Genomic DNA, 25611 nt, shown 5'->3' on the forward strand with positions numbered 1-25611 from the left:
CGGAGGTCTGAAGGCTGTGTTGTGACTGGCCTTCGAGTCTTGCCCGTGATGCGGTCCCGAGGGAAATCCGCTTATCGCGCTTGCTTATGCGCTTTGCGCGTATCGGCGTTGTCCGGCGCCGGAGCCAGGCGGCTCCTCGCTCATGTCTGCGTCGAACGCATCGCCGTGCAGACGCGGTTGCGGCCCGCCATCTTGGCCGCATAGAGCGCCCTGTCGGCTGACTGGATCAGCTCCTTCGGCGGACTCGGGGTCTCGGCGGGGCTGAAGGCGTCCACGCCTGCGCTCAAGGTCACGAAACCCCCTGGCATGCCGGCGTGCACGATCTCCAGGTCGCGAACCGCGCTGCGGATCTTTTCCGCGAGGACGGCGGCGGCAGCCACGTCGGTCTTCGGCAGCAGCACGGCCAGTTCTTCCCCGCCGTACCGCGCGGCAAGATCGCCCGGGCGCCGGGCCGCGAGGCTTGCGATGGTGCGCCCGATCGTCTGCAGGCACTCGTCGCCGGCCGCGTGGCCATAGATGTCGTTGTACTGCTTGAAGCAGTCGACATCGATCAATATCAGCGCCAGCGTGCTCGCGTCCCGCATGGCGCGGCTGAATTCGTTGTCCAGCGTCACGTCGAACTGCCGGCGGTTCGCAAGGCCCGTGAGGCCGTCTTCCATGGCGAGGGTGTTCAGGGTCTTGTTGAGCTTCTCGAGCGCATCGCGCGCGCGCCGCAGCTCGGCCTCGGTCCTGTTCTGCAGCTCCATCTGCCTGACCAGCCGCCAGCCCACGAAGCCGACGATCAACGTGAGCAGGATGACCCCGCCGGTGTGCCAGAGCGTTTCCCGCCACCAGGCGGCCAGAATCTCGTCCTTGGAGAGAGCCGCCGCGGCGAACAGCGGGTAGTTGGCAAGGCGCCTGAAGCTGTTCAGCCGCGTGATGCCGTCCTGTGCCGACAGGATCTCGGCCGTGCCGACCGGCCCCTGGTCCTTGTATGCGCGGAAGAGCCCGGTCTCGCGCATGTTCCGCCCCACCATTTCGACGCTGAAGGGCCGGCGGGTCATCATCGTCCCGCTCTCGAGGATCAGCGCCACGGCGCCGGCCTCGCCTATGTCGAGGCTGTCGTAGAACTTGCCGAAGAACTCGACGTCGATCGTCGCGAGCGCCACCCCGCCGAAGCTGCCGTCCGGGTTGTCGATGCGCCGCGAGACGGGAATGAGCAGCTTGCCGTTGGTCCGGCTCCTCACCGGCACGCCGATGTGCGGGCCGCGCTCCGCGTGCTCGCGATGGAAGGCGAAGTACTCGCGCTGCGCGTTGTTCAGGTTCTGCGGCGGCTCCTCCCGGGAGTTGACGACCCAGTTTCCGTCCTTGTCGTAGACGTGAAGCGCGTCGAGCTGAGGGAGTTCGTTCACCCGCATCGCCAGCAGCCTGTGGAGCCGGTCGAGAGCGGCGGGCCCCGTGCCGTCGTGCTGGATGCGTTCGACGATGCCGATCAGCGCGGTGTCGGCCTGCTTGATCGTGTCGTCCGCCTGCTGCGCCATCGCGCGCGCGAGGTTCGATGTGGCAACGCTCATCTGCTTGAGCTGGACCGCGCGCGAATGCCAGCTGTTCAGGAAGTCGAGCGCCACGAGGGCGAGGCAGACGACGGCGACGAAGGCCGTTGTCCGGAAGGTGATGGATGGTCGACGAAACACTGTCTGCTTTCGGAGCAATGATGTCTGAGTGCCTTGCGGACTTTGACACATCTCCGGCCGGATTCGCAGCAACCCGGCGCGCCCGCCGGTTACACGGCTCAGACAGGCCGCACGTCGAAGAAGGCCTCGTCGGTCTCACCCAGGTCGCGAAAGCCCGCGGTGCGCGCCGCGTCGTAGGCCTTGGCCCAGCGCCTGGCCATGGCAATCTCGGCCTTCGACAGGTCGCTTTCGCTCGACTCGCTCGCGTTCTGGAATGCCCGCAATGCCTCGACGACGACGTCGCCCAGCTGCCGGTCTATCTCGCGCCGGAAGCGCTGCTCCGCGACTCTTACGGCATCGGCTTCCGGGTGCGAATAGTCCGCGAGCCGCACTGTGTAGGTGACGCGCGCCTCGACTTCGACATCGTCGAACCGGAATGGCTCCTCGTGCGCCATCTGCGCGAATGACGGCTCCGCCGGCAATGCCGGCAAATGCGGCTGCGGCATGGAAGAAACAGGCAAGGCTGTCACCGCAGCCCTCGGGAAGAAAAGCTCGAACTGGTTCATGGTTCATCGCCCCGGCGCACGAAGGCACCAATCGGGCTTGCAGCCAAAGACTGTACGAATATACAGTCTTTGGCGACCGTTAACCAGCCCGCGACCGGCAGGAGCAACCGATTCAGCGACGCTCGTGGATCATCCGCCAGACGTTGCACCCATTCACGCACGGCTGGCTCGGCAAGCCTGGAGACGGCTGCACGGCTGCAACCGGCGATGTGACGAGGGAGAGGCCGGCAGGATCGCTGCCCGGCGACGGGGTGCCGCCCATGACGATGGCAGTCAGGCTGACCGCCGCCACTTTTGTAACCATCAACATGATCGTCTCCAGCAGTTGGTCACAGATTCAAGATAGGTCTGCTGCAGACAAAAATCGCCGGGATTTACCCTCAAGCCCTCAAGGTGTCGACGGTCCTCCGGGCTTCGCCGGCAGGTCTCCTTCCCGCAGCTTCCGGCCCACCCACATCAATCCCGTCTCGTAGTTCGCGGCGCCAACCTGGATGCCGCCAACAGTCCGGAGCGCACCGGTGCCGTCGTCGGTGGCGGGCCCCTCCCCCGTGTACTCGCCAGGAACCAGCAACCGGCCGTCCTTCAGAAAATCGGCGATGCGAAGCTCCCGCATGCCGCGACCCCAGTGCCACTGTTTCTTGATGTCGTATGTGCTGGCAGCGGTCTTCCCGGGTGGATTGGATTTCTTCATATCATCTCGGCCGAATCAAAAAACAGGCGCCAGCATAGCCCGCGCCGATCGAGGCCTTCATGAAGAACCGTTCAGCAACGCCTTGGAAGAAGAGCCGGACCTACGGTGACATCCATGGCGGACGCACGCACCGCCGGTTCACGGACAACATCGTGGCACGCGCACACTCGCTGCAACGGCCCGGGCCAGGGGATGCGCTGCCTCTTCTGCTTCAGGACAACCCGTCACGCGATTTCTTCTTCCCCGTATCGGTGCAAGAGTGCGCGGCCGCGCTGCAGGCGCTTCCCGCAAGTCACGGGGAGGGCATCACGCATATCTGGCTCCGCCGCAGACCCGAACGCATGACCGGCCTGGATGCGCCGCTTGCCTTGTTCATCTATGGCAGCGGTGTTCGCGTCATCATCCTGTATCCCTGGCGTGTCGACGGACGCCTGTATGTCGGGCGCAAGAAACCGAAGCCCCAGCATGTTGCGCCGTACCTGCGTTTTGGAGCGAAGCTCGTCAGCGAACATGGCCGGTGGTATGCGGCCTTTTCGGCGGCCGACCTCAAGCGCTTCTACCTCGAGCACCTGTTCTGCCACGAGGTCGGACATCACGTCGATTGGTACTCAAGGCACTGGAGCAGCGCCAACGCTCGTCAGGTCGAAGAGTTTGCTGATCAATACGCCGTGCAGTGGGGCCCCTTCACCAAGGTCGTGTCGCAATTGCCCTACTCGGGTGGCGACGCCGACGGCGACCTGGGTTCCACAGCCTCCCCCGCCTCCACATAGTTGAGTTCAACCGGATGAACGATGGAGACGGTCGGCTCTCCATCGAAGCGAACCAGCAGGTGCTCGCCGCTCGCGCCGGTGATGACTCCGAACCGCCCCTGCAGCTCGACCCTGCCGCCGCGCCGTGCGGGCACCCTGAAGCGGATGCGGATGTACGGAAGACCTACCCTGAAATACTCCACCATGCGGACTCCCTGACCTGTTGTCGCTGGGGTCGAGGAAATTGCCGTGGCCGCCAAGGCTCGGGCAACGTCGATGACCGGGAGCTTCAATCTCGTCGGGGGTTCATGGGGCTCGTGTCAGCCGGAACCTATCCCCGCTGACAGCCGCCGGGCATTCCGGCGGCCGTGCCGAAGCTTCTCAGCAGGCGTTGCCGAGAGCCGCTTCTGCCGTGGAGATCAGTTCGTCGGCCTCTTCGCGGGGCCCGACGTTCAGGTCTTCGGAGAGTCCCTTCAGCACGACGTAGCCTGCCTGCAGGGCTTCGGCGTAGGTGGCGAATCCGGTGGCCGCTTCCATCAGCGGCTCGAACTCCATCGAGTTGTCGAAGGATTCCAGCAGTACCCAGAAATAGTCGCCTGCGTCGTGTTGGTCTACGGTCAGGGCGATGGAGATAAGTTGGCCAGCCATGCCGCGGATGGTGGCGCGCCCAAATGACAGGTCGAAGAAGCGGGCGTGAACGTTCTGCTTCCCTGCTTGTGCTCTCGCGGGCAGGCGTGCGCCAATCAACCGGCAGCTTCGAGGAATTCGAATCCCATCGTTCGCGCGTGATAGTGCAGTCCGCCGTCCTGCACGATCAGGAAGCGTGCGCCGCGCGAGCCGGCGTTGTGATGCGAGTGCGGCGCACCGGGTGGCGTGACCAGCGTGGCCCACGGCGTCCACGGGCACACCGCATCGCCCACCACCGAATGGCAGCCCTCGCCCTGCACCACCAGCGTCACGGCGGCCGAGTTGTGGCGGTGGGTGCGCTGGTGCGTGCCCGGCTCCAGCGTGTTGAAGCTCAGCGTCAGCGTGGGCGTGAGGTTGCGCGCGGCGGCCTGGCGGTCGGACGAGAAGATCAGTGCCCGGCCCGAGGTTTCGTCTCGCGTGACGCAGGAGAACATCAGCTCGAACTGGCGCTCGATCTCCGCGGCCGGATAGTGCACGACATCGATGGCCGCGCCGGCCACGGGCGCGGGCTGCGCGCGCTCGAAGGCCAGTTGCGGCTCGTTGCCGACCGTCCACAGCAGCGCTCCTTCGGCGCCCGCTTCGATCCGGTAGCCCGATGCGCCGGGCAGCAGGAACACGTCGCCCGCGCCGAAGGCAAAGCCGTCGACCGCCCCCGTCAACCTGCCGCTGCCGGAGATCACGTACCAGACCGACCCCGTGGCGCGCACATCCAGCGGCAGCAGCGCGTCGCGAGCGGCGATGCGCACATAGCGCGCGAGCATCAGCGGCGTGGTGGCCGGAAAGCCGCAGTCGAGCGCGCGCGACTGGTCGCAATCGAAGACGCCATGGCGCCCTTCCGGAGGCGGCGCGAAGAGCCGCGCGGGCACCTCGGGCAGCTTCACGTTGAAGGCGTTGCCGGAGTTGAAGAAGCGCGCCCTGGCCTGCGCCGCGCTGGCCGGCGCGCGCGGATGCTGCATGGGCAGGTCGGCCATGTCGATGACGGTGGCGGTGTCGACTGCATTCATGGCGAATCTCCCAGTCCAGCCCTTGCGTAGGGCAGCAGCACGCGCAACAGCACGTTCGCTCCGGCCACCACGTGCGCGGGCTCGGCCCACTCATGTTCCGCGTGGCTCACGCCGTCGCGGCAGGGAATGAAGATCATCGCGCTGGGGCACAGCGGCGCCAGGTGGCGCGCATCGTGGCCGGCGGCCGAGAGAATTGGCATGTGCGGCTGCCCGATGCGCTCGGCGGCCTCCGCGATCGCCCGCTGCAACGCAGCGTCGAAGCCGTTGGACGGAGCATCGACCAAAGGAGTCACGCTCGCCTGGCACGGCGCGGCGAGCGTCCCGCACAGTTCGACCAACCGCGTCCCCAGGTGATCGAGCACTGCGTTGTCGGGATGCCGCAGGTCGATGCGCAGCGTCACCCGCTCGGGCACCACCGAGGGCGCGTTGGGTTCCACCTGCAACCGGCCGATGGTGAACTTCACCGCGTCGTCGTGACCGCCGATCTCGGCATGGAGCGCCGTCGCGATGCGCGCGAAGGCCGCGAGCGCATCGCGACGATCCGCCATTGCGAGCGTGCCGGCATGGCCGCGCTCGCCGTCGATCACGACGTCGAATGTCTTCTTGCCCTGGATGCCGGTGACGACGCCGATCACGCGTTCCTGCGCCTCCAGCAGCGGCCCCTGCTCGATGTGCGCCTCGACATAGGCCGCCACCGGAAAGCCCAGCGGGCGCCGGCGCAGGCTGGGGAAAGCCGCATGCAGGGCATCGAGCGCATCGGCGACGCGGATGCCGTCGGCGTCGCGCACCTCGCGCACGGCCTGAAGGCTGCGCACGCCGGCAAAGGTTTCCGAGCCCATCATGCCGGGCGCGAAGCGCGAGCCCTCCTCGTTCATCCACGCCACGCAGACGATGTCCACAGGCGGACGCACGCCGCGCGCGGCCAGCGTGGTCAGCACTTCCAGCGCCGCGACCACGCCGTACACACCGTCGAAGCGCCCGCCTCCGGGCTGGCTGTCGAGATGGCTGCCCGCGAGCACGGGCGGCGCGTCGCGGTCGGCACCTGGCAGCGCGATGAAAAGATTGCCCGCCGCATCGGTCGACGGCTCCAGGCCGGCCGACAGCGCCCAGTCGATCATCGCGTGCCACGAGGCGATCTCTTCCGCGCTCAGCGCCTGCCGGTTCACGCCGCCGCCCGGCGTAGCGCCGATGCGGGCGAGCGCCATGAGCCGATCCCACAGCCGGTCGGCGTCGATGCGCCAGATGCCCTGCCCCTCGGCGGCAGCAGCAGCAGCAGCAGCAGCAGCAGCAGCGGCTTCGGTGGCGGTCGCCGCGCTCATCAGTCGGTCTTCATGATCTGGCTGGGCAGTGCGCGCGGATCGCGCGGCTTCCACTGGCCGGCCTCGACCTGGGCGAAGAACTCGGCCAGCAAGGCATTGAACGCGGCGGGCTCTTCCAGGTTGAGCGTATGGCCAGTCTTGGGCATCACGGCAAGGCCGCATGCCGGCAGCGTCTTCTTGAGGAAGATGCCGGGCTGCAGGCAATGGTCGTCCTCATCGCCGACCACCACGAGCGAGGGCACGCTCATCGCGCGCAGCTCGCTTTCCAGGTCGTAGATCGAGGGTCGCCGCGCCTGCACGCCGCGCATGGTGTTGGCCGCGCCGACGGCATCGTGCTGGCCGAGCCAGGTCGCGAATTCCTGCCAGCCGCGCGGGTCCTTGTTCTGGAACTGCACGCGGCTCGCGCCCAGCGAATAGGTGCGCGCGAATTTCTCGGAGCCCTGCGCCTCGAACTGCCTGGCCACTTCGAGCGAGACGCCGCGGAAGTACTCCTCGTGCTCCTTCTCTGCGCCGTAGCCCGCGCCGGCGATCACCAGCGACGATGCCCGCTGCGCATGGCGAAGGCCGAAGTGCAGCGTGGCGAAGCCGCCCATCGACAACCCGACGATGTGCGCGCGCGCAAGGCCCAGCGCGTCCATCACCGCGACGATGTCGTCGGCCGCAGTCGCTTGCGAATAGCGCTCCACGTCGGCCGGCACGTCCGATGGCGGATAGCCGCGCGCGCCGAAGGTCACGCACTGGTGGCGCCGCGCGAAGTAGCGCATCTGCGGTTCCCAGCTGCGGTGGTCGCCGCCGAACTCGTGCACGAACACGATCGGCGTGCCGCTGCCGGCGGTCTCGTAGTAGAGGCGAACGCCGTCGGGGGTGGTGGCGAAACTCATGGTCGGCCCCTCCTCAGAACAGCGCCGCCGTCGCCGGCAGGCTGCGCGCACGCTCGACCGCCTGCGGCAGCACGTCGCACAGCGCCTGCGCCCAGGCCCTGGGCACGGTGGTGGATATCTTCACGAAGCGGTGCCCGAAGCGCGGCGTGTGGTACGTGCCCTGCCGCACCATGATGTCGTGCTCGCCCAGCGCGGTGACCAGCGCCTCGGGCGTCACGCCCGCCTTGCTGCACTCGACCACGATGAAGTTGGCCTGCGACGGGAACACCGGCACCTCGAAGCCCGGCAGCTTCGCGAAGGCGTCGACGATCAGCCGCTGGTTCTCGCGCTGCTGCGCGATCACCTCGGCCATCCACTCGGCCTTCACCGCCAGGCCCGCGATGGCCGCGCGCTGCGCCAGCACGCTCGCGCCCAGCGGCGCCTGCGAGTGCGGCAGGATGCGCGCGAGCAGCTCCGGCGAGGCGACGAGCGCGCCCAGGCGCAGGCCCGCGAGGCCCAGCCACTTCGAGAAGCTCACGATGGTCACGGTGCCTTCCGGGTAGAAGCGCGACGCCAGCGTGTGGCTGTCGGCGAAGTCGCGGTAGGTGCAGTCGTGGATGAGGATGGCGCCGATCTCGCGTGCGCGCTGCGCGAAGGCGCGGATCTCGTCCTCGGTGTAGGTGGTGCCCAGCGGGTTGTTGGGGTCCACGAGATAGATGACGGCGGTGTTCGCATCGGTCGAAGCGGCCAGCGCCTCGGCCGACAACTTGAAGCCGTATTCCGGCCCGTAGATCGGAATCTCCGTGATCGCCGAACCGGCCTTGGCCGCGAACTGCAGCGGCCACTTCCATCCCGGGTCGGTGGTGACGAAGCCCTTGCCCGCCACGCAGAAGGCGCGGCAGGCCAGCGCCAGCGCGGAGACCGCGCCGTCGGTCACCACGGCCGACTGGTCCGGCACGCCGAGATCGGCCACGATGGCAGAGCGCAGCGCTTCCATGCCCAGCGGCGGCGCATAGGCGTGAAAGCTCTCGTCGTCGATGGCGTCGTGCAGCGCCTTGCGCACGGCCGGGTGCAGCGGGAAGTGGTTGGTGTTCTGGCCCAGCCACATCAGCGCGGGGTTGGAGAACAGCCGGTCGAAGTACCGGTTGCGGGTTTCGGCATCGCTCGTCACGGCCGGCACCGCTGCGGCGGGGTTCAGCGCTGCGTTCATGCCGCAAGCCTCTGCTGTTCGGCGGCCATGGCCTTCTTGCTGGTCTTGATGATCGAGCCGCGCGCCGCGATGCCGCCGTCGATGGTCACCACCGTGCCGGTGATGTAGCCCGCGCGCGGCGAGGCCAGGAACACCATCAGTTCGGCCACCTCTTCCGGCGTGGCGGGGCGACCGCCGGGATAGTTGTCGAACAGTTCCTCCCAGCGGCCTTCGTCGCCATGGGTGTCGAGGGCGCGGCGCTTCATGAGCTTGACCATGCGGTCGGTCGCGACCGGACCGGGGTTCACGCCCACCACGCGGATGCCGTCGTCCAGGCTCACGCCGCCGAGCGCGCGCGTGAAGGCCATCACGGCCGCGTTGCCGGTGGACCCGGCGATGTAGTTGGCGTCCCAGTTCTCGCCGGAGTTGCCGATGTCGTTCACGATCACGCCGCCGCCCGCGGCCTTCATGCGCGCGTAGTAGATCTGGCTGAGTTCCATGTAGCCCAGCACCTTGAGCTGGAAGCCCCGGCGTACCACGGCGAAGTCCAGCGACTCGATGGGGCCCGAGGGGATGTCGCCCGCGTTGTTCACGAGGATGTCGACGTGCCCTGCCGCCTCGGCGAGCTGCACCATGGCGCCGGGCGCGGCCAGGTCCATCGGATGAATGCGCACCTTGACCGGATGGAGCTTCTCGATTTCTTCCTTGGCGGCGGCCAGCGCGACACCGTCGCGCGCGGCCAGTTGCAGGTGGCAGCCTTCGGCCGCGAACGAATGGGCCGCGGCGAGGCCGATGCCCTTGGAGGCACCGGTGATGAGCACGGTCTTGCCGTCGAGTTCGAGTTTCATGGAGAGATGTCCTGGGATGCGATCGGGAAAAAGATGGTCGTGGGGAAAGCTCAGGCAGCGCCCGCCGCGTCCTGCTCGGACAGCGCGGCGATCAGGTCGACGATGTCGTCCTCGAGCAGGCTCACGTGGTCGATGGCGGCGTTGAACGCGGCGCCCGGGTCGTTGCGCCGGATGGCGTCGAGGATGGCGCCGTGCTCGCCGATGGTGGCGCTCATGCGCCCGGGCTGGAAGGTCACGTAGCGGCGGTACACGCGCACGCGCTTGCGCAGCGCGCGCGTCTGCTCCGCGAGGTAGTGCGTGTTGGAGGCTTCGTAGAGCGCGTCGTGGAAGTCCTGGTTCACGTCGTAGAAGCGCGAGTGGTCGCCCGAGGCCAGGATGCTCGTCAGGTCGTCGTGCAGCTGGCTCATGCGCTGCTTCTGCGCCTCGGTGGCACGGCGCGCGGCGAACTTGGCGCACAGGCCCTCCATCACCGCCATCATCTGGAACATCTCGATGAGCATGGGCAGCGAGATGCGCGCCACGCACACTCCGCCCTGGCGGCTGCGCAGGTCGACGAGGCCCGTGGCGGCCAGCGCCTTGAGCGCCTCGCGCACCGGGGTGCGCGACACCTTGAAGCGCTCGGCCAGCTCGGCCTCGTCGAGCCGCGCGCCGGGCTTGAGCACGCCGCTGACGATCAGGTCCTCCAGCGTGTCCTTCAGCTCGTCGGACAGCGTCGCGCCCTTGCCGCGCTGGCGCTCGCGTGCGCGCGGCGCCGAGGGGTCCGCGGTCATCTCGGGTTCATCGGGTTCCATGTTCTTGCCTTCCTTGTTGTGTTTGTCTTTGTCGGTGCGATTCAGGCACTCGGACGCTGGGCCCGCGCGCCATTCGGGTATTTCAGAACGGGCGGTCTCCGGCCACGGTGGTGCGGTGCATCACGCGGCGGTACACGTTGTCGTCGTAGGGCGTGGCGCGGTGCATGGTGCAGCGGTTGTCCCACACCAGCAGGTCGCCCGCGAGCCACTTGTGGCGGTAGCTGAACTCCGGCGAGATGGCGTGCGCGTTCAGCTCGGCCAGCAGCGCCACGCTCTCGTCGGCAGGCAGGCCGTCGATGTGCTTGACCACGTCCTCGCCCACGTAGAGCGAAAGGCGTCCGGTCTCGGGGTGCGTGCGCACCAGCGGGTGCACCACGTCGGGCGTGGCCGCCAGCTGCTCGGGCGTGAGCGGAGCACGGTCGGCGAAGGCCTTGCCGTAGTAGTTGGCGTAGCTGTGCGTGGCCGTCATGTGGCGGATGCGCGCCTTCGTGTCGTCGTCCAGCGCCTCGTAGGCGGCGTGCATCGAGGCGAAGAAGGTGTCGCCCTCCACCGGCGGCACTTCCAGCGCGTAGAGCAGCGCGCCCATCGAGGGCTCGGCCTTGTACGAGAGGTCGGAGTGCCAGTTCCAGCCCTCCTTGTGGTTGCCGATGGGCTTGCCGTTCTCCGACACGTTCGACAGCACGTAGACCTCGGGATGCTCCTTCTTCAGGAACTGCGTGAGCACGTGGCCCAGCAGCGGTCCGAAGCGGCGCGAGAAGGCCACGTGCTGCGATTCGTTGATGCTCTGGCCGCGAAACAGCAGCACCGAGCGCTGGTTGAGCGTGTCGCGCAGCACCGCGAAGTCGGCGTCGCTCACTGGCTCGCGCAGGTCTAGCCCCGTGACTTCGGTGCCGATGAAGGAGGTGAGGTTCTCGAGTTGCATGGTCGGGATGTGTCTCTGTGGATGAACAGGAAGGAAGTTGCCGGCGCTCAGAGCCGGTAGTCGGGCTGGGTGCGCTCCAGCATGCGCAGGAACGCAGGCCATTCGCGCGTGCCGGGCGGCAGGATGTCGCCCGCGAATTCGGTGAACTGGCGCGCGGCCAGTTCGCTCACCTCGGGCTGCGGGTACACCAGCGATTCGCCGGGCGCCACCCCGCCCTGCGCGAGCAGCTGCACCTTGGCCGCCTTCTCGAAGTAGTACATGAGGATGAAGGCCTCGGGAATGGTGCGGCCCACGGTCAGGATGCCGTGGTTGCGCAGCACCAGCGTGTGGTGCGGGCCCAGGTCGCGCACCAGCCGCTCGCGCTCGCCGGTCTCCAGTGCCACGCCCTCGTAGTCGTGGAAGGCGGTATGGCCCTGGTAGCGCATCGCGAACTGGCTCAGCGGCGAAAGGCCGTTGGGCATGGCGGCGATCGCCGTGCCGGCCTCCGAGTGCGTGTGCAGCACGCACAGCGCGTCGGGGCGCCCCGCGTGGATCGCGCTGTGGATCACGAAGCCGGCCCGGTTGACCTCGGCGTCGGTGTCGTCCACCTTGTTGCCGTCGAGGTCGATCTTCACCAGCGAGGACGCCGTCACTTCCGAGAACAGCAGCCCGTAGGGGTTGATGAGGAAGTGGTGCTCCGGCCCCGGCACGCGCGCCGAGATGTGGTTGTAGATCAGGTCGTCCATGCCGAAGTGCGCCACCAGCCGGTAGCAGGCGGCGAGCTGCACGCGCAGCTCGGCTTCGGTCTCGGGGTATGCCGCGGGATTCGTCTTCGCCATCATCGCCACCACACGAGCTTTTGATCGATCCACACGAGCAGGCCGTAGAAGACCATGCTCGCCAGCGATGCCACGAGCACCGCCGACCACACGCTCAGCAGGTCGACCTGCTGCGTCGATTCATAGATCATTCGCCCCAGCCCCGCATAGGCGCCCAGCATCTCGCCGACGATCGCGACGATCATGCTGCGCGGCACGCCGATGCGCAGTGCCGTGACCACCGAGGGCATGGCCACCGGCAGGCGCAGGCGCCAGACGATCTTCAAGGGCCCTGCCCCGAAGCTGCGCATCAGGTTCACTGCCGCGAGGTCGGCCTGCTTCAGGCCGTGCAGCGCATTCACCAGCATCGTGAAGCCGACCGCCAGCGCCACCAGCGCGATCTTCGAGGCGGCACCGAGGCCGAACCAGATCAGGAAGAGCGGCGCATAGGCGACCGTGGGCACCGCGTTCACAGCCACCGCCAGCGGCATCACGATGCGTTCGAGCGGCGGCACCAGCAGCAGCACCACTGCCAGCAGCAGCCCGAGCAGGCCGCCCAGTGCGTAGCCGCCGAGCGCCTCGCCCAGCGTGGCCAGCAGCGCACCCGCCAGGCGGCCGGTGTCCGTGAACGCATGCTGCACGATGGTGCCCAGACTGGGCAGCACGAAGGGCGGGATGCCGAAGAGCCATATCGCGCCCTCCCACACCGCGAGCAGCACGGCGATGCCCAGCACCACCGGAGCGACAGGCGATGCCATCAGCTTTCGCTGCGCCACCATACGAGCCTCCTTTCCACGAAGGCGAGCAGCCCGTAGAGCAGCGCACCCATCAGCCCGCAGGCGAACATCACCACCCACAGGCGCACCACGAGGTCGGCGTTCATCGCCTCCATCAGCATCACGCCCAGGCCCACTGTCTCGCCGAACCACTCGCCCACCACAGAGCCGATCAGGCTCAGGCCGATGGCCACGCGCAGCCCGACCATGACCTGCGGCAGCGCCGACGGCACGGCCAGCTTGAAGAACATCACGAGGCGGTTGGCCCCGAAGCTCTTCATCAGCGCGATGCGCTGCGGGTCGCACGACTTCAGCCCGCGCAGCGTGTTCACGGTGACGGGGAAGAAGGTCAGGAAGAACGCCGTCATCACCTTGGCCAGCAGCGAGTTGCCGAACCAGATGACGATGAGTGCGCCGAAGGCCACCACCGGCACCGTCTGCGACACCACGAACAGCGGGAACACCGAGCGCTCCATCCAGCGCGAATAGGTGAACACCGTGCCGCAGGCGCAGCCGAACAGCGCACCCATCGCGAAGCCGAGCACGGTCTCCAGCAGCGTGCGGCCGAAGCCGCGGGCGAGCTGCGGCCACACCGACCAGGCGTCCTGCGCGATGGCGCTCAGTGCAGGCAGGTAGCGCGGCGACGGCGCGAAGGCATGCACGCAGACCTCCCACACCAGTGCCAGGCCCACGAAGGCCAGCGCGGGCGAGCGCACTGCGCGCTGCAGGAAGTCGTTCACGAGGCGGTGCCCTCCTGCGCGAAGGTCTTGCGGCTTTCTTCCTCGATCTCGGCCAGCAGGCGCTGCTTGATGCGGATGAACTCCGGCGTCAGCACGACCGACGGATCGCGCGGGCGCGGCAGGTCGATCACCGTCTCGCTCTTCACCGTGCCGGGGCGCGCACTCATCACCAGCACGCGGTCGCCCAGCACGATGGCTTCGTCGATGTCGTGCGTGATGAAGAGCACGGTGCGCCAGTGGCGCGCCCAGATGTCGAGCAGCCAGTGCTGCATGCGGCTGCGCGTGAGCGCGTCGAGCGCGCCGAAGGGCTCGTCGAGCAGCATCAGGTCGCGCTCGAACAGGAAGGTGCGCATCAGCGCGACGCGCTGGCGCATGCCGCCCGACAGCTGGTGCGGGTAGTGGTTGGCGAAGCCCGCCAGGCCGAACTCGGGCAGCATGGCGCGGGCCCGTTCGCGCGCCTCCTTGCGCGGAAGGCCCTCCACCTCGAGCGCGAGGATGGCGTTGTCCAGCACGGTGCGCCACGGAAACAGCAGGTCGCGCTGCGGCATGAAAGACACCTTGCCGAGCAGCTGGCCGTCGCGCTGCGGCACGCCGCCGAAAAGCAGCGAGCCGTCGTCGTCGGGCGGCAGCAGGCCCGCGATCATGTTGAAGAGCGTCGACTTGCCGCAGCCCGAAGGGCCCACGAGAGTGACGAACTCGCCTTTCGCGATCCGCAGGTTGACGCCCGACACCGCGACGGTCCGCGCCTGCGCTTCGCCGAAGCGCTTCCACACGTTGACCAGTTCGAGCATGGGCGGCGCCGTGTCGCTCGCGGCGGGCGGCATCACTTCATGGGGCATGAACTTCATGGCGGCGCGGCTCAGAACTTCTTGTCGGCGGCGGGCACCTGCGTCCAGAAGCTCGGGTCGTAGGCCTTCGACAGATCGGCCGGCGCCTTCAGCGCCTTGTAGCCCACGAGCTGCGCCTGCATCTTCTCGACGGTGGGCAGGTCGATGGCGAGGATGCCGTCGGTGGTGCCCTTGCCGGCCTTCACGAGCTTCTCGAACTCGTCGAGCATGGCTTCCTGGTGCGCACGGTTCAGGCTCGGGGCGGCGGCCATGACGATGTCGATGGCTTCCTTCTTGTTCTGCAGCGCGTACTTCCAGCCCTTGATGGTGGCCGTGAGGAAGGCCTGCACCTGCTGCGGCTTCTCGTTGCGGTACTTCTCGGACACGAGCACCGTGTCCTGCTGCACGACCACGCCGTAGTCGTCGGGCTTGATGAGCGTGAGCTTGTCGCCCAGGCCCTGCTCCTTCAGCGTGTTGAGCTCGTTGTAGTAGGTGGCAGCGGCCACGTCGAACTGCTTCTCGACGAAAGGCGCCATCGAGCCCGACTGGGGAACGATGGTCAGGTCGCTCTGCTTCACGCCGGCCGAAGCGAGCATCGAGTACAGCGTGTACTGCGTGCCGGTGAACCATGTCGCGACCTTCTTGCCGGCGAAGTCCTTCACCTTGGTGATGCCGGAATCCTTGTAGGTCACGTAGGTGAAGGGCGTGTTCTGCACGGTGACGCCGATGCACACCAGCGGCAGGCCCTTCTCACGGGCCAGCAGCACGGTCTCGGTGCCGCCTGCGAGGCCGAAGGTGTCGTTGCCCGAGGCGACCAGCGTTTCGACGTTCAGATTCGGGCCGCCCGGATTGATCGTCAGGTCGAGCCCGGCCTGGTCATAGAAGCCCTTGGCCTTGGCCACGTAGAAACCGGCGAACTGCGCCTGCGCCAGCCATTTGAGGCGCAGCGAGACCTTCTCGGCGGCGGATGCGGGCATGCCCGCCAGAAGAGCCATCGACGTCGCGACGGCGGCCAGGATACGCAAGGACTTGAAAGACATTGGATGGCCTCGTGAATACAAAAAACTCTTAAAGCAGTATCCATGCCATGCAATTTCAGGCTGTTTTTCGGCGCGACTGGCTCGAATTGGCCCAAAACATGCACCGGAGTGCAGCTTCTGCCCCACTTCGAGCCCTCCATGAACCGAATGAATGCGTTGACAGATCTTTCCGCCCGCGAGGCCGCCGGGCTGATGGCGCGCGGCGAACTTCGAGCCACCGACTACGCACAGGCGTTGCTGGAGCGCGCCGATGCCATCGCCTCCTACGGTGCCCTGCTCCACCTGGACCCCGAAGCCCTCCGTACCGCGGCCGCCGAACTCGATGCCTCGCCGCTCCCCACGCCTGGAACACATCCTCTATATGGCGTGCCGCTGGCCTTCAAGGACAACATCGACGTCGCCGGCATGCCGACCACGGCCGGCAGCCCGTGGATGGCGGACCACCGCCCGCGCATCCACGCGGGCGTGACGCAGCGGCTGCTCGACGCAGGTGCGCTGGTGCTCGGCAAGACGAACCTGCACGAGTGGTCGCAGGGCGTTACCGGCCACAACCACGGCTTCGGGCCGTCGCGCAATCCCTTCGACGCCGAGCGCGTCACGGGTGGTTCCAGCGGCGGCAACGCGGCGCTGCTGGGGTTGCGCGCCGCGCCGGCGGCCATCGGCACCGACACGGGCGGCTCGGTGCGCGTGCCGGCCGCGCTGTGCGGACTGGTCGGTTTCCGGCCGACGACGCACCGCTGGCCCGACGACGGACTGGTGCCGATCTCGCCCACCTTCGACACCGCCGGCGTCATGGCGCGCTGCGTCGACGATTGCGTGCTGGTCGACCACGCGGTGGCAGGCAGCCCGCTGCGAGTGAACCCGACACCGCTCGCTGGCGTGCGCCTCGGCGTGCCGGAGGCCTACTTCTGGGAAGAGCTCGATCCGCCCGTCGCGCAACTGGCCCGCGAACGCCTCGAGTTGCTGCGCGAGGCCGGAGCCGTGCTGGTGCACTGCGATCTGGCGGAAGCCGGCGCGCTGTTCAGGGAAGCGTCGATGACGATCTCTCTGCACGAGATCCTGCCCGCGCTGGCCGCCTACTTCGCGCGGCACGGCCGGCCTTTCGATGCACGCGCGCTCACCGACGCGGTGGTCAGCCCCGACGTGCGGCCGCTCTTCGAGCGCCTCTTCGGTTCCACAGCCATCGCGCCGGAGGCCTACGCCCACGCGCTGCTCACCCTGCGCCCGCGGATGCAGGCGGCGTACCGCGAGTGCTTCGCCCGGCACGAACTCGCCGCCCTCGTCTTCCCGACCAGTCCTTTGACCGCCGCACGCATCGGCGAGGACGTGGAGGTGTCGCTGTGCGGCCGCCGCACCACCGCGTTCTCTGCCTACATCCGCAACACGGGCCCGGCCGGCATGGCGGGCCTGCCCGCGGTGAGCCTGCCGATGGGCCTCGCCTTCGACGGCCTGCCCGCGGGACTGGAAATCACCGGCGCGGAAGGCTCCGATCCGGCGCTGCTGGCACTGGCCCTCGGCATCGAAGCCGTGCTGCCTAACGCGCCGATCGCCCCCGTCGTGGAAAAGTTGGCAAGCCGCTGAAACCCGCGTCGCAAAAACACTACGCCCCTTCGCGCGACAGGCCTTCACGTCCCGGCACGGGATCGGCGATGCTCAGGACATGCCGATTGCAAACTCACGTCCGCCCTCGCGCTCGGGATGGCGCGCCGCCGCCCTGGCCTACACGGTCGCGGGCGTCGTCTGCATCCTGACTTGCGCGGTCGCGCCCGACAACGACGTGAGCCTGCTCCTTGCCATCGCGGGTGGGCTGCCGTGGTCGCTGAGCCTGCTAACGCTCGGACTGTCGCCCGGCGTGGCCAGCATGGCGCTGCTGATGCTGGCGGCGAGTTGGTCGGTCAACGCCGCGCTGCTCTGGTGGCTGGCGCTGCGCCGGCCGGGACGGCGCGAGCCTTCGCACCCTGCGTAAGCACCCGCCCTAGTCGAGCCATTGCGCCGACGCATCACAGCTATATCGCCCGCCCTCTTCTCCCTGGGTGGCTGCGCGCGCAAGCTCCTGGTGACCCATTCATTCATCCACCAGGATTCACAAGGAGCAATCCGATGTTCGCGATGCAGTACTCGCACAGGCTTCCGGCCGACTACGACATGCAGATCATCCGCCAGCGCGCCGCCCGACGCGGCCCGCTCTGGGACGACACGCAGGGGCTGGCGTTCAAGGCCTTCGTGTCGCAGGAGCGCGGGCGGCACGGGGCCGCCGGGCACGTCTACGCATCGGTGTACCTGTGGCTCGACGCCTCGGCGGCGGCGAGCTTTCTCATGGGAGAGCGCTTCCAGGCCGTGATCGATTCGTTCGGCCGGCCGCGCGTGGAGACATGGCTGCCGCTGGATGCGCGCGCAGGCACCGACCGTGCGCAGAAGGCTTCGTGGCTGCTGCGCGAGGAGCGCCTGCTGGATGCAGGAGCCGACCGCGCGGCGCTTCATGCAGCGCAAATCGAGGCGAACCGGCAGCGTGCCGCCGAGGCCGGCACGGTCGCCGTCTGGACGGCGCTCGACCTCGATGCATGGCAGCTGGTTCGCTTCACGCTGTCCTCGCACGAGCCCGAGACGACGAATGGAGGCGCGCTCTACGAGGTACTGCATCTCGCGAGGCCCGGTATCGGGGCGCTCGCATGAAGCCGCCTCGCCCTTCGGAGATGTGGCTCGCGCACCTGGCCGGCGTGTGCGTCACCGGCGCCCTGCTTTGCGGTGCAGCAGCGCTTGCGGCCGCGGTGGCGCGCCGCCTTGTCGCGCTGCTGTAAATGCCTGCTGCTACGCCGCCGTCGACCTGATCGCCGCGGCCAGCGTGCGCAGCGCACTGCGGGCCTGCGCATCGGTCACGCTGGCGTGCATCACCACGTCCCGCGACGGCAGCGGGGGCAGGCCCAATACGGGCCCCACGTCGACAGTACCGACCGGCGCCACGCGACGCCCCAGCGCGGCCACCGCGAGCCCCGCCGACACGGCCGCGCCCACGGTCAGAACGCCGCCGCCCACGAACACTTCGGTCCACGGTACGCGACCTTCGGTCAGCGCGGCCACGGCCATGCTGCGCACGCTGCAGGGTTCGGCCTGCGTGGCCAGGCGCAGCGGCTCGCCCGAGCGGTGCACGAAGTCGGGCGCGGCCATCCAGCCGAACTGCTCCTGGAGCAGCACCTCGCCATCGAGCCGGCGGCTGTCGTGCCGCAGGATGACGACTGCATCGATCGCGCCGCGATCGAAGGCGTCGAGCAGTTCTCGCGAGGTGGAGACGCGCACTTCCATCACCACGCGCGGTTCGGCGTCCTTCACCTGCCGCAGCAGCAACGGCAGCTCGGCGCCCACGACGTGATGGCTGATGCCGACCACCAGCCGGCGCTGCTGAGCGCCGAAGGATTCGAGTGCGCCGTTGTGCGCCGCCAGCAGCTGGCGCGCGGACGGCAGGAAAGCCATTCCCTCGGCGGACAGGCGCACCAGCCGCGGCGTGCGCTCGAGCAGCCGGCGGGCCAGCACTTCCTCGAGGCGCTTCACCTTGAGGCTGACGGCCGACTGCGAGCTGTCCATGGCCTCGGCCGCACGCGTGAAGCTCCTGAGGTCGGCAACGTGTACGAAAGCCTGCACGGCCTCGATGTCGAGCGCTTTCATCGGGGGCGGGCCATTTGGGAAACTACGATGGATCGGTCGAACATTTCGATGCGATCATTTCACAGCACAAGCATCCGTGCATGGCCTGCGGCGCAGGCGACTCTTCAAGACAAGCACCCCACAACCTCCCAGCAAAGGCTCTCTTCGATGTTCCAGGACCAGCAAGTCAACGCGCCGCTGATCGGCGTTCCCGGTGGCCGCCATCTGCTCGACACCCCCGCGCTGCTGATCGACCTGCCTGCGATGACGCGCAACATCGAACGCATGGCCGCCTTCGCCAAGGCGCGCGGCGTGAGCCTGCGTCCGCACGTGAAGACGCACAAGTCGGTCGAGATCGCGCGGCGCCAGGTGGCGGCGGGCGCCATCGGCGTGAGCTGCGTCACAATGGGCGAGGCGGAGGTGATGGTCCAGGGCGGCATTCCGGGCGTGCTCATCACCTCGCCCGCCGTCACGCCGAGCAAGATCTCTCGGCTCATCCGCCTCGCGCAGCGGGCCCGCCCGGGCGACGTGATGGTGGTGGTCGACAACCCGCAGAACCTCGCAGACCTGGCGCGCGCCGCGGGCGAGCTCACGCATCCGCTCGATGTGCTGGTGGACTATGGCGCGGGCTACAACCGCACCGGCTGCGCCACGCAGGCCAAGGTGCTCGAGCTGGCCGCGCTGGTGGCCGCCGAGCCGCGCCTGCGGCTGCGCGGGCTGCAGTCGTACGCGGGCAATCTGCAGCACATCGTGGCGCGCGAGGAGCGCAGCGCCGCGGCAGCCGCTCTGCGCGAAACCGTGGCGGGCATCGTGGCGGCGGCGCGGCGCCAGGGACTGAACTTCGACATCGTGACGGGCGCAGGCACCGGCACGCACGACCTCGATTCGCAGGAGAACGCCTTCACCGAACTGCAGGCGGGCTCGTATGTGTTCATGGACGCCGAGTACTCGCGCGTGCTCGCCAACGGCGACCAGCCCTCGCCCTTCGAGACATCGCTGTTCGTGCAGACGGCGGTGGTCAGCACGAACGCGGCCGACTGGGTGACGGTGGACGGCGGCACCAAGTGCTTCTCCACCGACAGCGGCGTGCCGGTGGTTGCGAAGGGCGCCGACGCGGCGAGCCACTATGCCTTCTTCGGCGACGAGCACGGCAAGCTGATGCCGTCGCCGGCCTCGCAGGCGCCGAAGCCGGCGCTGGGCGCGCGGGTGGAGTTCGTCACCCCGCACTGCGATCCGACGGTCAACCTGCACGACGCCTATCACGTGGTCGAGGGCGGCACGCTGGTCGCCATCTGGCCGGTGGACGCGCGCGGCAGGCGATAGCGCCAGCCACCGGAAGCCGGCGGCATAAGGAAACTCGAAAAGCGTATTTCACAACCGCCGCGCCGAGGGGGACAGTCGGGCGCTGTCTCTCTCTTCTCCAGGGCATGCCTCCGGGCGGCCCCGCCTCCATGGAATCCATCCAAGCAACGACGCGCCCCGCCGCACAAGCCCCGGGCGCACAGGCGCCCTCCTCGCAGCAGCTCGCCGCACGTTTCCGCCCCGTCTTCCAGCGCATTGCCGAGCATGCGGCGCAACGCGAGAACGATCGCGAGCTCGCCTACGAGCCCGTGGCCTGGCTCAACGCCGAGCGCTTCGGCGCGCTGCGCGTGCCGCTCGAACATGGCGGCCTGGGCGGCTCGGTGGAGCAGCTCTACGACCTGCTCATCGAACTCGGCGAGGCCGACTCCAACCTGCCGCAGATCCTGCGCGCGCACTTCGGCTTCATCGAACGGCTGCTGGCGGAAATCGACCCCGCCCTGCACGGCCCGTGGATGCGTCTCGCAGCCGAGGGCGTGATCTTCGGCAACGCCACCACCGAGCTCGGCGACGGCTCGCTCAAGACGCTGCAGACCACTCTGAAGCGCGACGGCGACGCGTGGCGACTCGACGGCGACAAGTTCTACAGCACCGGCACGCTCTACGCCGACTGGATCTCGGTCTCGGCCCAGCGCCTGAACGACGACGGCAGCAGCGACCGCGTGATCGCGCTCGTGCCCGCCGAGGCGCAGGGCGTGGAGCGCGTGGACGACTGGCGCGGCTTCGGCCAGCGGCTGAGCGCATCGGGCACCACGCGCTTTCGCAACGTGCGCGTGAAGCCAGAGAACGTGCTGCTGTACGTGCGCGACCAGGCCACGCCGCTTACGGCGCATTTCCAGCTCACGCACCTCGCAACGCTCGCGGGCATCGCGCGCGCCATCGTGCGCGACGCGGTGGCCTTCGTGCAGCCGCGCAAGCGCATCTACAGCCACGGCAGCGGCGACACGCCGCGCGAAGACCCGCTGGTGCAGCAGGTCGTCGGCCAGCTCGCTAGCACGGCCTTCATCGCGACCTCGACCGTGCAGGCCGTGGCGTGCGGCCTGGGCGAGGTCGACCGCTTCCGCCAGCGCGGCGAGGCCGTGCCCGAGAGCCTGCTGTTCGAGGTGGAGCTGAACACCGCCAAGGCGCAGACCGGGATCGTCGACGCGGTGCTGCAGGCCGGCACGCGGCTCTTCGACATCGGCGGCGCCTCGGCGCTGCAGGAAGACCGCCGGCTCGACCGGCACTGGCGCAATGCGCGCACGCTCGCCTCGCACAACCCGACCATCTACAAGGGACGCGTGGTGGGCGAATACCTGCTCAACGGAACGAGGCCGACTTTCTACTGGGCGGTGGGAAGCGCTTAAAGTCTCGGGTCCTCCAACGGACCCGATTCTTTTCTCATGCGCCGACTGCTGCCCGCCCTTCTCCCGTTCGTCATCGCCGGTTGCGCGACGCCACAAACCGGCGTGCTGCGCCTCAACGACGGGATATTCAGGGCATCGAGCCAGCAGGAAGCGGAAGCCTACTGCCGCAAGGACGGAAACCCGATCAGGTTCCTGCAGCAGGCCGACGCACCGACCACGCCGGGCAGCGGCGTGCTCTTCAGGTGCGATTGAAGGGCTGAAGCGACAGCAGTTGCGGCGGCGGTCGACGCGGCGCCATCAGACGCGCGGAAGCGCCGCCAGGAAGGTGGACACGACGATCGCCGCAGCCCGGTCGAGCTGCAGGATGTCCGCCACGTCGAAGGCGTGCGGCGCGGTGCGTCCACTCGAACCGAGTGGCTTGCGGATCTCGACAAGGACTTCGGCCGCCAGCTCACGGTCGCTGCGCGGCCGGCCGTCGGGGTGCATCACCCATTCATCGACTTGATCGAATGGAATGCTGCGGAAGACTCCCACTATGGGGATGTACTTGTAGCGATCCTCGCCCACCAGGATGGGCACGCTGAGGTTACAGAAAAACGTGGTCGTCGACATGCAGGATCGCCGTCGCTAAGCAAAGCTATCAATTGTTAATGAGTGCGCTGTCTGGAGCCATCCTCCGTAGGAGCTGTCAGAGGAAGAGACGTGACCTTCTGCACACAAATTGCCTCCATCCTCATCGATTCTCGCGTCAAAACAACCACTTTATTCTTACATAAAGATACACCAAAGGGAATTTCTGATGTTTTCGGCTGTTCGGGCCCGGATTGAAGGACCAGCCGAACGACAGGCACAGGCGTAAACACGCCTGCGGAAAGACGGGGATGCGAGGGTGCGCGAAGAACGGCGCCGGCAGACAGGGGAATTACCCGGCCGCCCGTTCACCAGGCAGCGCGAAACGGCCTGCCCCTGAGGCCGGCCGCCTGGTGGAAACCGGAGAAATCAGGCCGGCGCGCTGAAGCGCGGCGCGCGCCGTTCGATGTTGGCCTTCACGGCCTCGGCCTGGTTGGGGCTGCCGATCAGCGCCTTCTGCTCGACCGACTCGGCCATCAGCAACTCGGCCGCTCCCAGCGATAGCGATGCGTTCAGCAGCCGCTTGCCGGCACGTATCGCGTCGGGGCTCTTGAGCGCGATCTCGTGCGCCATCTGCAGTGCCTCGGCCAGCGGGTCGGCCGCGACGCGGGTGGCGAAGCCGATGCTCAGCGCCTCCTCGCCGGAGAAGATTCGCCCGGTGAAGGTGAGCTCGCGCACCACGTCGCTGCGCGCGAGTTCGCGCATCAGCACCATGCCGGCCATGTCGGGCACCAGGCCCCACTTGATCTCCATCACCGACAGCTTCGTGTCGGGCGCGACGATGCGGATGTCCGCGCCCAGCGCGACCTGCAGGCCGCCGCCGAAAGCCACGCCGTGCACCGCGGCGATGACGGGCACCGGCACCTCGCGCCAGACCATCGCGACCTGCTGCGCGGCGTTGGAGATGCCGTGCGTGCGCACGACAAGATCCGCTCCCGCGGCGCCCCCACCCAGCACGTCGGAACCAGCGCCCTGCTGCTGCATGCGCTCGAAAGAAGCCATGTCGAGCCCCGCGCAGAAGGCCTTGCCGCGGCCCGAGATCACCACCGCGCGCACCGCCTTGTCGTCGCGCAGCGCCTCGCCGGCCTCGATCAGCGCATCGAACATCGCCGGGTCGAGCGCGTTCATCTTGTCGGCGCGGGCGAGCTGCAGTTCCACGACGCCGTCGGCGTGGCGGGTCCATTCGATGCGGTCGGTCATTCGATGTCTCCTGGGCGGTTGCCGCGCCAGTATCGCCGGGCACGGCCTCAGGCGATGATGGCGGCTGTCGCCTACACAACACCAAAGCCATGCCCCTGGACCGCCGCCACTTTCTTCTTCAATCGGGTTCCGCCGCCGCCGTGGTGGCGCTGTTCGGACAGGGCTGCGCCTCGACGCCGGCGCCGCCGTCCACGCGCCCCGGCGAGACGCTGGGCTTCACCGGCGTGCCGGCCTCCCTGCGCGACGGCATCGTGGTGCCGCCCGAATACGAGTGGCAGCTGCTCTACCCCTGGGGCTCCCCCACCGGCGTCGCCGGCCGGATGCCGCTCTTCGCACCCGATGCCGGCAACAGCGCCGACGACCAGGCCGTGCAGGCCGGCATGCATCACGACGGCATGCACTTCTTCGCGCTCGACGCGAGCGGCGAACGCGGCCTGCTCGTGATGAACCACGAATACACCGACGAACAGCTGCTGCACACCGACGGCGTGAAGGAGTGGACCGCCGCGAAGGTGCGCAAGTCGCTGCACGCCATGGGCGTCTCGGTGATCGAGGTGCGGCGCAACGGCCAGGGCTGGCAGCAGGTGCTGCCCTCGCCCTTCGCGCGCCGCGTGCACGGCAACACGCCGATGCGCATCGCCGGGCCTGCCGCCGGCACGCCGCTGATGCGCACCGCCGCCAATCCGGCCGGCGACGCGGTCTTCGGCACCTTCGCCAACTGCGCGATGGGCGTCACGCCGTGGGGCACCTACCTCACCTGCGAGGAGAACTTCCACGGCTACTTCGGCGGCCCGAAGGAAGCGGCCCGCAACGCCACGCCCGCCCAACGCCGCTACGGCACAGTGGCCGGATCGCAATGGGTCGAGTACTGGCGCTTCGACGAGCGCTTCGACCTCAGCCGACACCCGAACGAGCCGCACCGCTTCGGCTGGGTGGTCGAGATCGATCCCTTCGACCCCACCGCCACGCCCGTCAAGCGCACCGCGCTGGGCCGCAAGCGCCAGGAAAGCGCCACCTGCACCATCGCGACGGACGGCCGCCTCGTGGTCTACATGGGCGACGACTCGCGCTTCGAATACATCTACAAGTTCGTCAGCCGCGACAAGGTGCACCCCGGCACCGACGCCGCCGCGCGTGCCGCCAACCGGCACCTGCTCGACGAAGGCACACTCTACGCCGCGCGCTACGACGCAGGCGGACGCGGAAAGTGGCTCGAGCTCACCCACGGCCGCGACGGCCTCGACGCGGCGCACGGCTTCGCGGACCAGGCAGAGGTGTTGATCCACGCGCGGCTGGCGGGCGACGTCGTCGGCGCCACGAAGATGGATCGCCCCGAGTGGATCGCCATCCACCCGCAAAGCGGCGAGGTCTACGTCACCCTCACCAACAACAGCCAGCGCGGCGACGCCGGCAAGCCGGGCCCCGACGCTGCCAACCCGCGCGCCGCCAATCTCTTCGGCGGCATCCTGCGCTGGCGCGAAGATGCGGGCGATGCAGCCTCCACCGGCTTCTCGTGGGACCACTTCGCGCTCGCGGGCGACCCGGCACAGCCCGGCAGCGGCGCGCGCTACCCCACGGCAGGTGCCGACATGTTCGGCGCCCCCGACGGCCTGCACTTCGACCGCGGCGGCCTGCTCTGGATCCAGACCGACCTGAGCGGCCAGGTCATCGGCAAGCCGCCCTACACCTCGCTGGGCAACAACCAGATGCTGTGCGCCGACCCGGCCTCGGGCCGCATCAAGCGCTTTCTCACCGGCCCCAACGGCTGCGAGATCACCGGCTGCGTGGTCACGCCCGACCGGCGCACGCTGTTCGTCAACATCCAGCATCCGGGCGAGGCACGCGACGACGGCGACACGAAGCACAACAGTGCCTGGCCCGACGGCGCCGAGCCGGGCAGCGCGCGGCCGCGCTCGGCGACGCTGGCGATACGCCGGCGCGACGGCGGTATCGTCGGCACCTGAGACAACAGGCAGAGA

29 protein-coding genes are annotated in these 25611 nt (G+C 68.4%); 9 read left to right on the plus strand and 20 right to left on the minus strand.

All coding sequences use genetic code 11. The features are described 5' to 3' along the window. Positions 1-140 precede the first annotated feature (140 nt). The 4 genes from EJP69_RS04970 to EJP69_RS04985 all read right to left on the minus strand — a co-directional run bounded on the left by EJP69_RS04970 (position 141) and on the right by EJP69_RS04985 (position 2909). Complete coding sequence (locus tag EJP69_RS04970) at positions 141-1673, minus strand: sensor domain-containing diguanylate cyclase (protein ID WP_126468884.1); 1533 nt, start codon at positions 1671-1673, stop codon at positions 141-143. A gap of 98 nt (positions 1674-1771) precedes the next feature. Continuing rightward, the gene (locus tag EJP69_RS04975; RefSeq protein ID WP_126468885.1) at positions 1772-2218 is read right to left on the minus strand and encodes a hypothetical protein; all 447 of its coding nucleotides are present in this window, start codon (positions 2216-2218) and stop codon (positions 1772-1774) included. 112 nt (positions 2219-2330) lie between these two features. Beyond that, entirely contained in the window at positions 2331-2528 is a 198-nt protein-coding gene (locus EJP69_RS04980; RefSeq protein WP_093201399.1) for a hypothetical protein, read from the minus strand. A 78-nt stretch (positions 2529-2606) separates the two neighbouring features. Beyond that, complete coding sequence (locus tag EJP69_RS04985) at positions 2607-2909, minus strand: hypothetical protein (RefSeq protein ID WP_093429338.1); 303 nt, start codon at positions 2907-2909, stop codon at positions 2607-2609. 59 nt (positions 2910-2968) lie between these two features. Here EJP69_RS04985 and EJP69_RS04990 point away from each other — a divergent pair, with 59 nt between their 5' ends. Further along, complete coding sequence (locus EJP69_RS04990) at positions 2969-3679, plus strand: hypothetical protein (RefSeq protein ID WP_126468886.1); 711 nt, start codon at positions 2969-2971, stop codon at positions 3677-3679. Positions 3680-4039: 360 nt separating this feature from the next. On the opposite strand, the gene EJP69_RS05000 is transcribed toward EJP69_RS04990, so the two are convergent. The 13 genes from EJP69_RS05000 to EJP69_RS05060 form a co-directional block, all read right to left on the minus strand. Beyond that, complete coding sequence (locus tag EJP69_RS05000; protein WP_126468887.1) at positions 4040-4306, minus strand: hypothetical protein; 267 nt, start codon at positions 4304-4306, stop codon at positions 4040-4042. A 95-nt stretch (positions 4307-4401) separates the two neighbouring features. Beyond that, positions 4402-5349: a cupin domain-containing protein gene (locus tag EJP69_RS05005; protein ID WP_126468888.1), complete on the minus strand. Its 948-nt coding sequence runs from the start codon at positions 5347-5349 to the stop codon at positions 4402-4404. Then, the gene (locus tag EJP69_RS05010) at positions 5346-6668 is read right to left on the minus strand and encodes a Zn-dependent hydrolase (RefSeq protein WP_126468889.1); all 1323 of its coding nucleotides are present in this window, start codon (positions 6666-6668) and stop codon (positions 5346-5348) included. Before EJP69_RS05010 ends, EJP69_RS05005 begins: the two co-directional genes overlap by 4 nt. Beyond that, a complete protein-coding gene (locus EJP69_RS05015) occupies positions 6668-7549 on the minus strand; it encodes an alpha/beta fold hydrolase (RefSeq protein WP_093201416.1) in 882 nt (293 codons plus the stop codon). The genes EJP69_RS05010 and EJP69_RS05015 overlap by 1 nt, the downstream gene beginning before the upstream one ends. A 13-nt stretch (positions 7550-7562) precedes the next feature. Continuing rightward, positions 7563-8738 carry a pyridoxal phosphate-dependent aminotransferase gene (locus tag EJP69_RS05020; RefSeq protein ID WP_093201419.1) on the minus strand — a complete coding sequence of 392 codons (1176 nt, stop codon included), beginning with the start codon at positions 8736-8738 and terminating at the stop codon, positions 7563-7565. Beyond that, positions 8735-9565 carry an SDR family oxidoreductase gene (locus EJP69_RS05025; RefSeq protein WP_126468890.1) on the minus strand — a complete coding sequence of 277 codons (831 nt, stop codon included), beginning with the start codon at positions 9563-9565 and terminating at the stop codon, positions 8735-8737. Before EJP69_RS05025 ends, EJP69_RS05020 begins: the two co-directional genes overlap by 4 nt. Positions 9566-9615: 50 nt before the next feature. Continuing rightward, entirely contained in the window at positions 9616-10356 is a 741-nt protein-coding gene (locus EJP69_RS05030) for a GntR family transcriptional regulator (RefSeq protein WP_093201424.1), read from the minus strand. A gap of 82 nt (positions 10357-10438) precedes the next feature. Next, positions 10439-11278: a TauD/TfdA dioxygenase family protein gene (locus EJP69_RS05035; RefSeq protein WP_093201426.1), complete on the minus strand. Its 840-nt coding sequence runs from the start codon at positions 11276-11278 to the stop codon at positions 10439-10441. A gap of 47 nt (positions 11279-11325) precedes the next feature. Then, on the minus strand, positions 11326-12096 hold the full coding sequence (locus tag EJP69_RS05040) for a class II aldolase/adducin family protein (RefSeq protein WP_093202194.1): 771 nt from the start codon (positions 12094-12096) through the stop codon (positions 11326-11328). Next, positions 12096-12854: an ABC transporter permease gene (locus tag EJP69_RS05045; RefSeq protein ID WP_126468891.1), complete on the minus strand. Its 759-nt coding sequence runs from the start codon at positions 12852-12854 to the stop codon at positions 12096-12098. The genes EJP69_RS05040 and EJP69_RS05045 overlap by 1 nt, the downstream gene beginning before the upstream one ends. Next, positions 12833-13591, minus strand: a complete 759-nt coding sequence (locus EJP69_RS05050; protein WP_093304818.1) for an ABC transporter permease — start codon at positions 13589-13591, stop codon at positions 12833-12835. Before EJP69_RS05050 ends, EJP69_RS05045 begins: the two co-directional genes overlap by 22 nt. Further along, positions 13588-14439, minus strand: coding sequence for an ABC transporter ATP-binding protein (locus EJP69_RS05055; RefSeq protein WP_093201434.1), 852 nt, complete (start codon positions 14437-14439; stop codon positions 13588-13590). Before EJP69_RS05055 ends, EJP69_RS05050 begins: the two co-directional genes overlap by 4 nt. Positions 14440-14450: 11 nt before the next feature. Then, complete coding sequence (locus EJP69_RS05060; RefSeq protein WP_093304819.1) at positions 14451-15458, minus strand: ABC transporter substrate-binding protein; 1008 nt, start codon at positions 15456-15458, stop codon at positions 14451-14453. Between the two features lie 138 nt (positions 15459-15596). Here EJP69_RS05060 and EJP69_RS05065 point away from each other — a divergent pair, with 138 nt between their 5' ends. The 4 genes from EJP69_RS05065 to EJP69_RS29975 all read left to right on the plus strand — a co-directional run bounded on the left by EJP69_RS05065 (position 15597) and on the right by EJP69_RS29975 (position 18256). Then, positions 15597-17039 (plus strand): amidase family protein, encoded by a 1443-nt coding sequence (locus tag EJP69_RS05065; RefSeq protein ID WP_170217043.1) that lies wholly within the window; start codon positions 15597-15599, stop codon positions 17037-17039. Between the two features lie 79 nt (positions 17040-17118). Beyond that, entirely contained in the window at positions 17119-17424 is a 306-nt protein-coding gene (locus EJP69_RS05070) for a hypothetical protein (protein WP_126468893.1), read from the plus strand. Positions 17425-17558: 134 nt separating this feature from the next. Further along, positions 17559-18131 carry a DUF4865 family protein gene (locus tag EJP69_RS05075; protein ID WP_126468894.1) on the plus strand — a complete coding sequence of 191 codons (573 nt, stop codon included), beginning with the start codon at positions 17559-17561 and terminating at the stop codon, positions 18129-18131. After that, positions 18128-18256 (plus strand): hypothetical protein, encoded by a 129-nt coding sequence (locus tag EJP69_RS29975; RefSeq protein WP_276318363.1) that lies wholly within the window; start codon positions 18128-18130, stop codon positions 18254-18256. Before EJP69_RS05075 ends, EJP69_RS29975 begins: the two co-directional genes overlap by 4 nt. 10 nt (positions 18257-18266) lie before the next feature. On the opposite strand, the gene EJP69_RS05080 is transcribed toward EJP69_RS29975, so the two are convergent. Next, a complete protein-coding gene (locus tag EJP69_RS05080; protein ID WP_126468895.1) occupies positions 18267-19118 on the minus strand; it encodes a LysR family transcriptional regulator in 852 nt (283 codons plus the stop codon). 147 nt (positions 19119-19265) lie between these two features. On the opposite strand from EJP69_RS05080, the gene EJP69_RS05085 reads away from it, so the two are divergent. The 3 genes from EJP69_RS05085 to EJP69_RS05095 all read left to right on the plus strand — a co-directional run bounded on the left by EJP69_RS05085 (position 19266) and on the right by EJP69_RS05095 (position 22054). After that, positions 19266-20420: a DSD1 family PLP-dependent enzyme gene (locus tag EJP69_RS05085; RefSeq protein ID WP_126468896.1), complete on the plus strand. Its 1155-nt coding sequence runs from the start codon at positions 19266-19268 to the stop codon at positions 20418-20420. A 128-nt stretch (positions 20421-20548) separates the two neighbouring features. After that, positions 20549-21802 carry an acyl-CoA dehydrogenase family protein gene (locus tag EJP69_RS05090; RefSeq protein WP_126468897.1) on the plus strand — a complete coding sequence of 418 codons (1254 nt, stop codon included), beginning with the start codon at positions 20549-20551 and terminating at the stop codon, positions 21800-21802. A 36-nt stretch (positions 21803-21838) separates the two neighbouring features. After that, complete coding sequence (locus EJP69_RS05095; protein WP_126468898.1) at positions 21839-22054, plus strand: hypothetical protein; 216 nt, start codon at positions 21839-21841, stop codon at positions 22052-22054. Between the two features lie 45 nt (positions 22055-22099). Here the strand turns inward: EJP69_RS05095 and EJP69_RS05100 are convergent, their stop codons facing one another. Next, positions 22100-22414, minus strand: coding sequence for a hypothetical protein (locus tag EJP69_RS05100; RefSeq protein WP_093201457.1), 315 nt, complete (start codon positions 22412-22414; stop codon positions 22100-22102). A gap of 387 nt (positions 22415-22801) precedes the next feature. Beyond that, positions 22802-23632, minus strand: coding sequence for a crotonase/enoyl-CoA hydratase family protein (locus EJP69_RS05105; protein ID WP_126468899.1), 831 nt, complete (start codon positions 23630-23632; stop codon positions 22802-22804). A gap of 89 nt (positions 23633-23721) precedes the next feature. Between EJP69_RS05105 and EJP69_RS05110 the strand changes: the two genes are divergently transcribed. Continuing rightward, entirely contained in the window at positions 23722-25596 is a 1875-nt protein-coding gene (locus EJP69_RS05110) for a PhoX family protein (protein ID WP_126468900.1), read from the plus strand. Positions 25597-25611: the final 15 nt, after the last annotated feature.

It is taken from the genome of Variovorax gossypii, from assembly GCF_003965815.1.
In the GTDB taxonomy this organism is placed as follows: Bacteria; Pseudomonadota; Gammaproteobacteria; order Burkholderiales; family Burkholderiaceae_C; genus Variovorax; species Variovorax gossypii.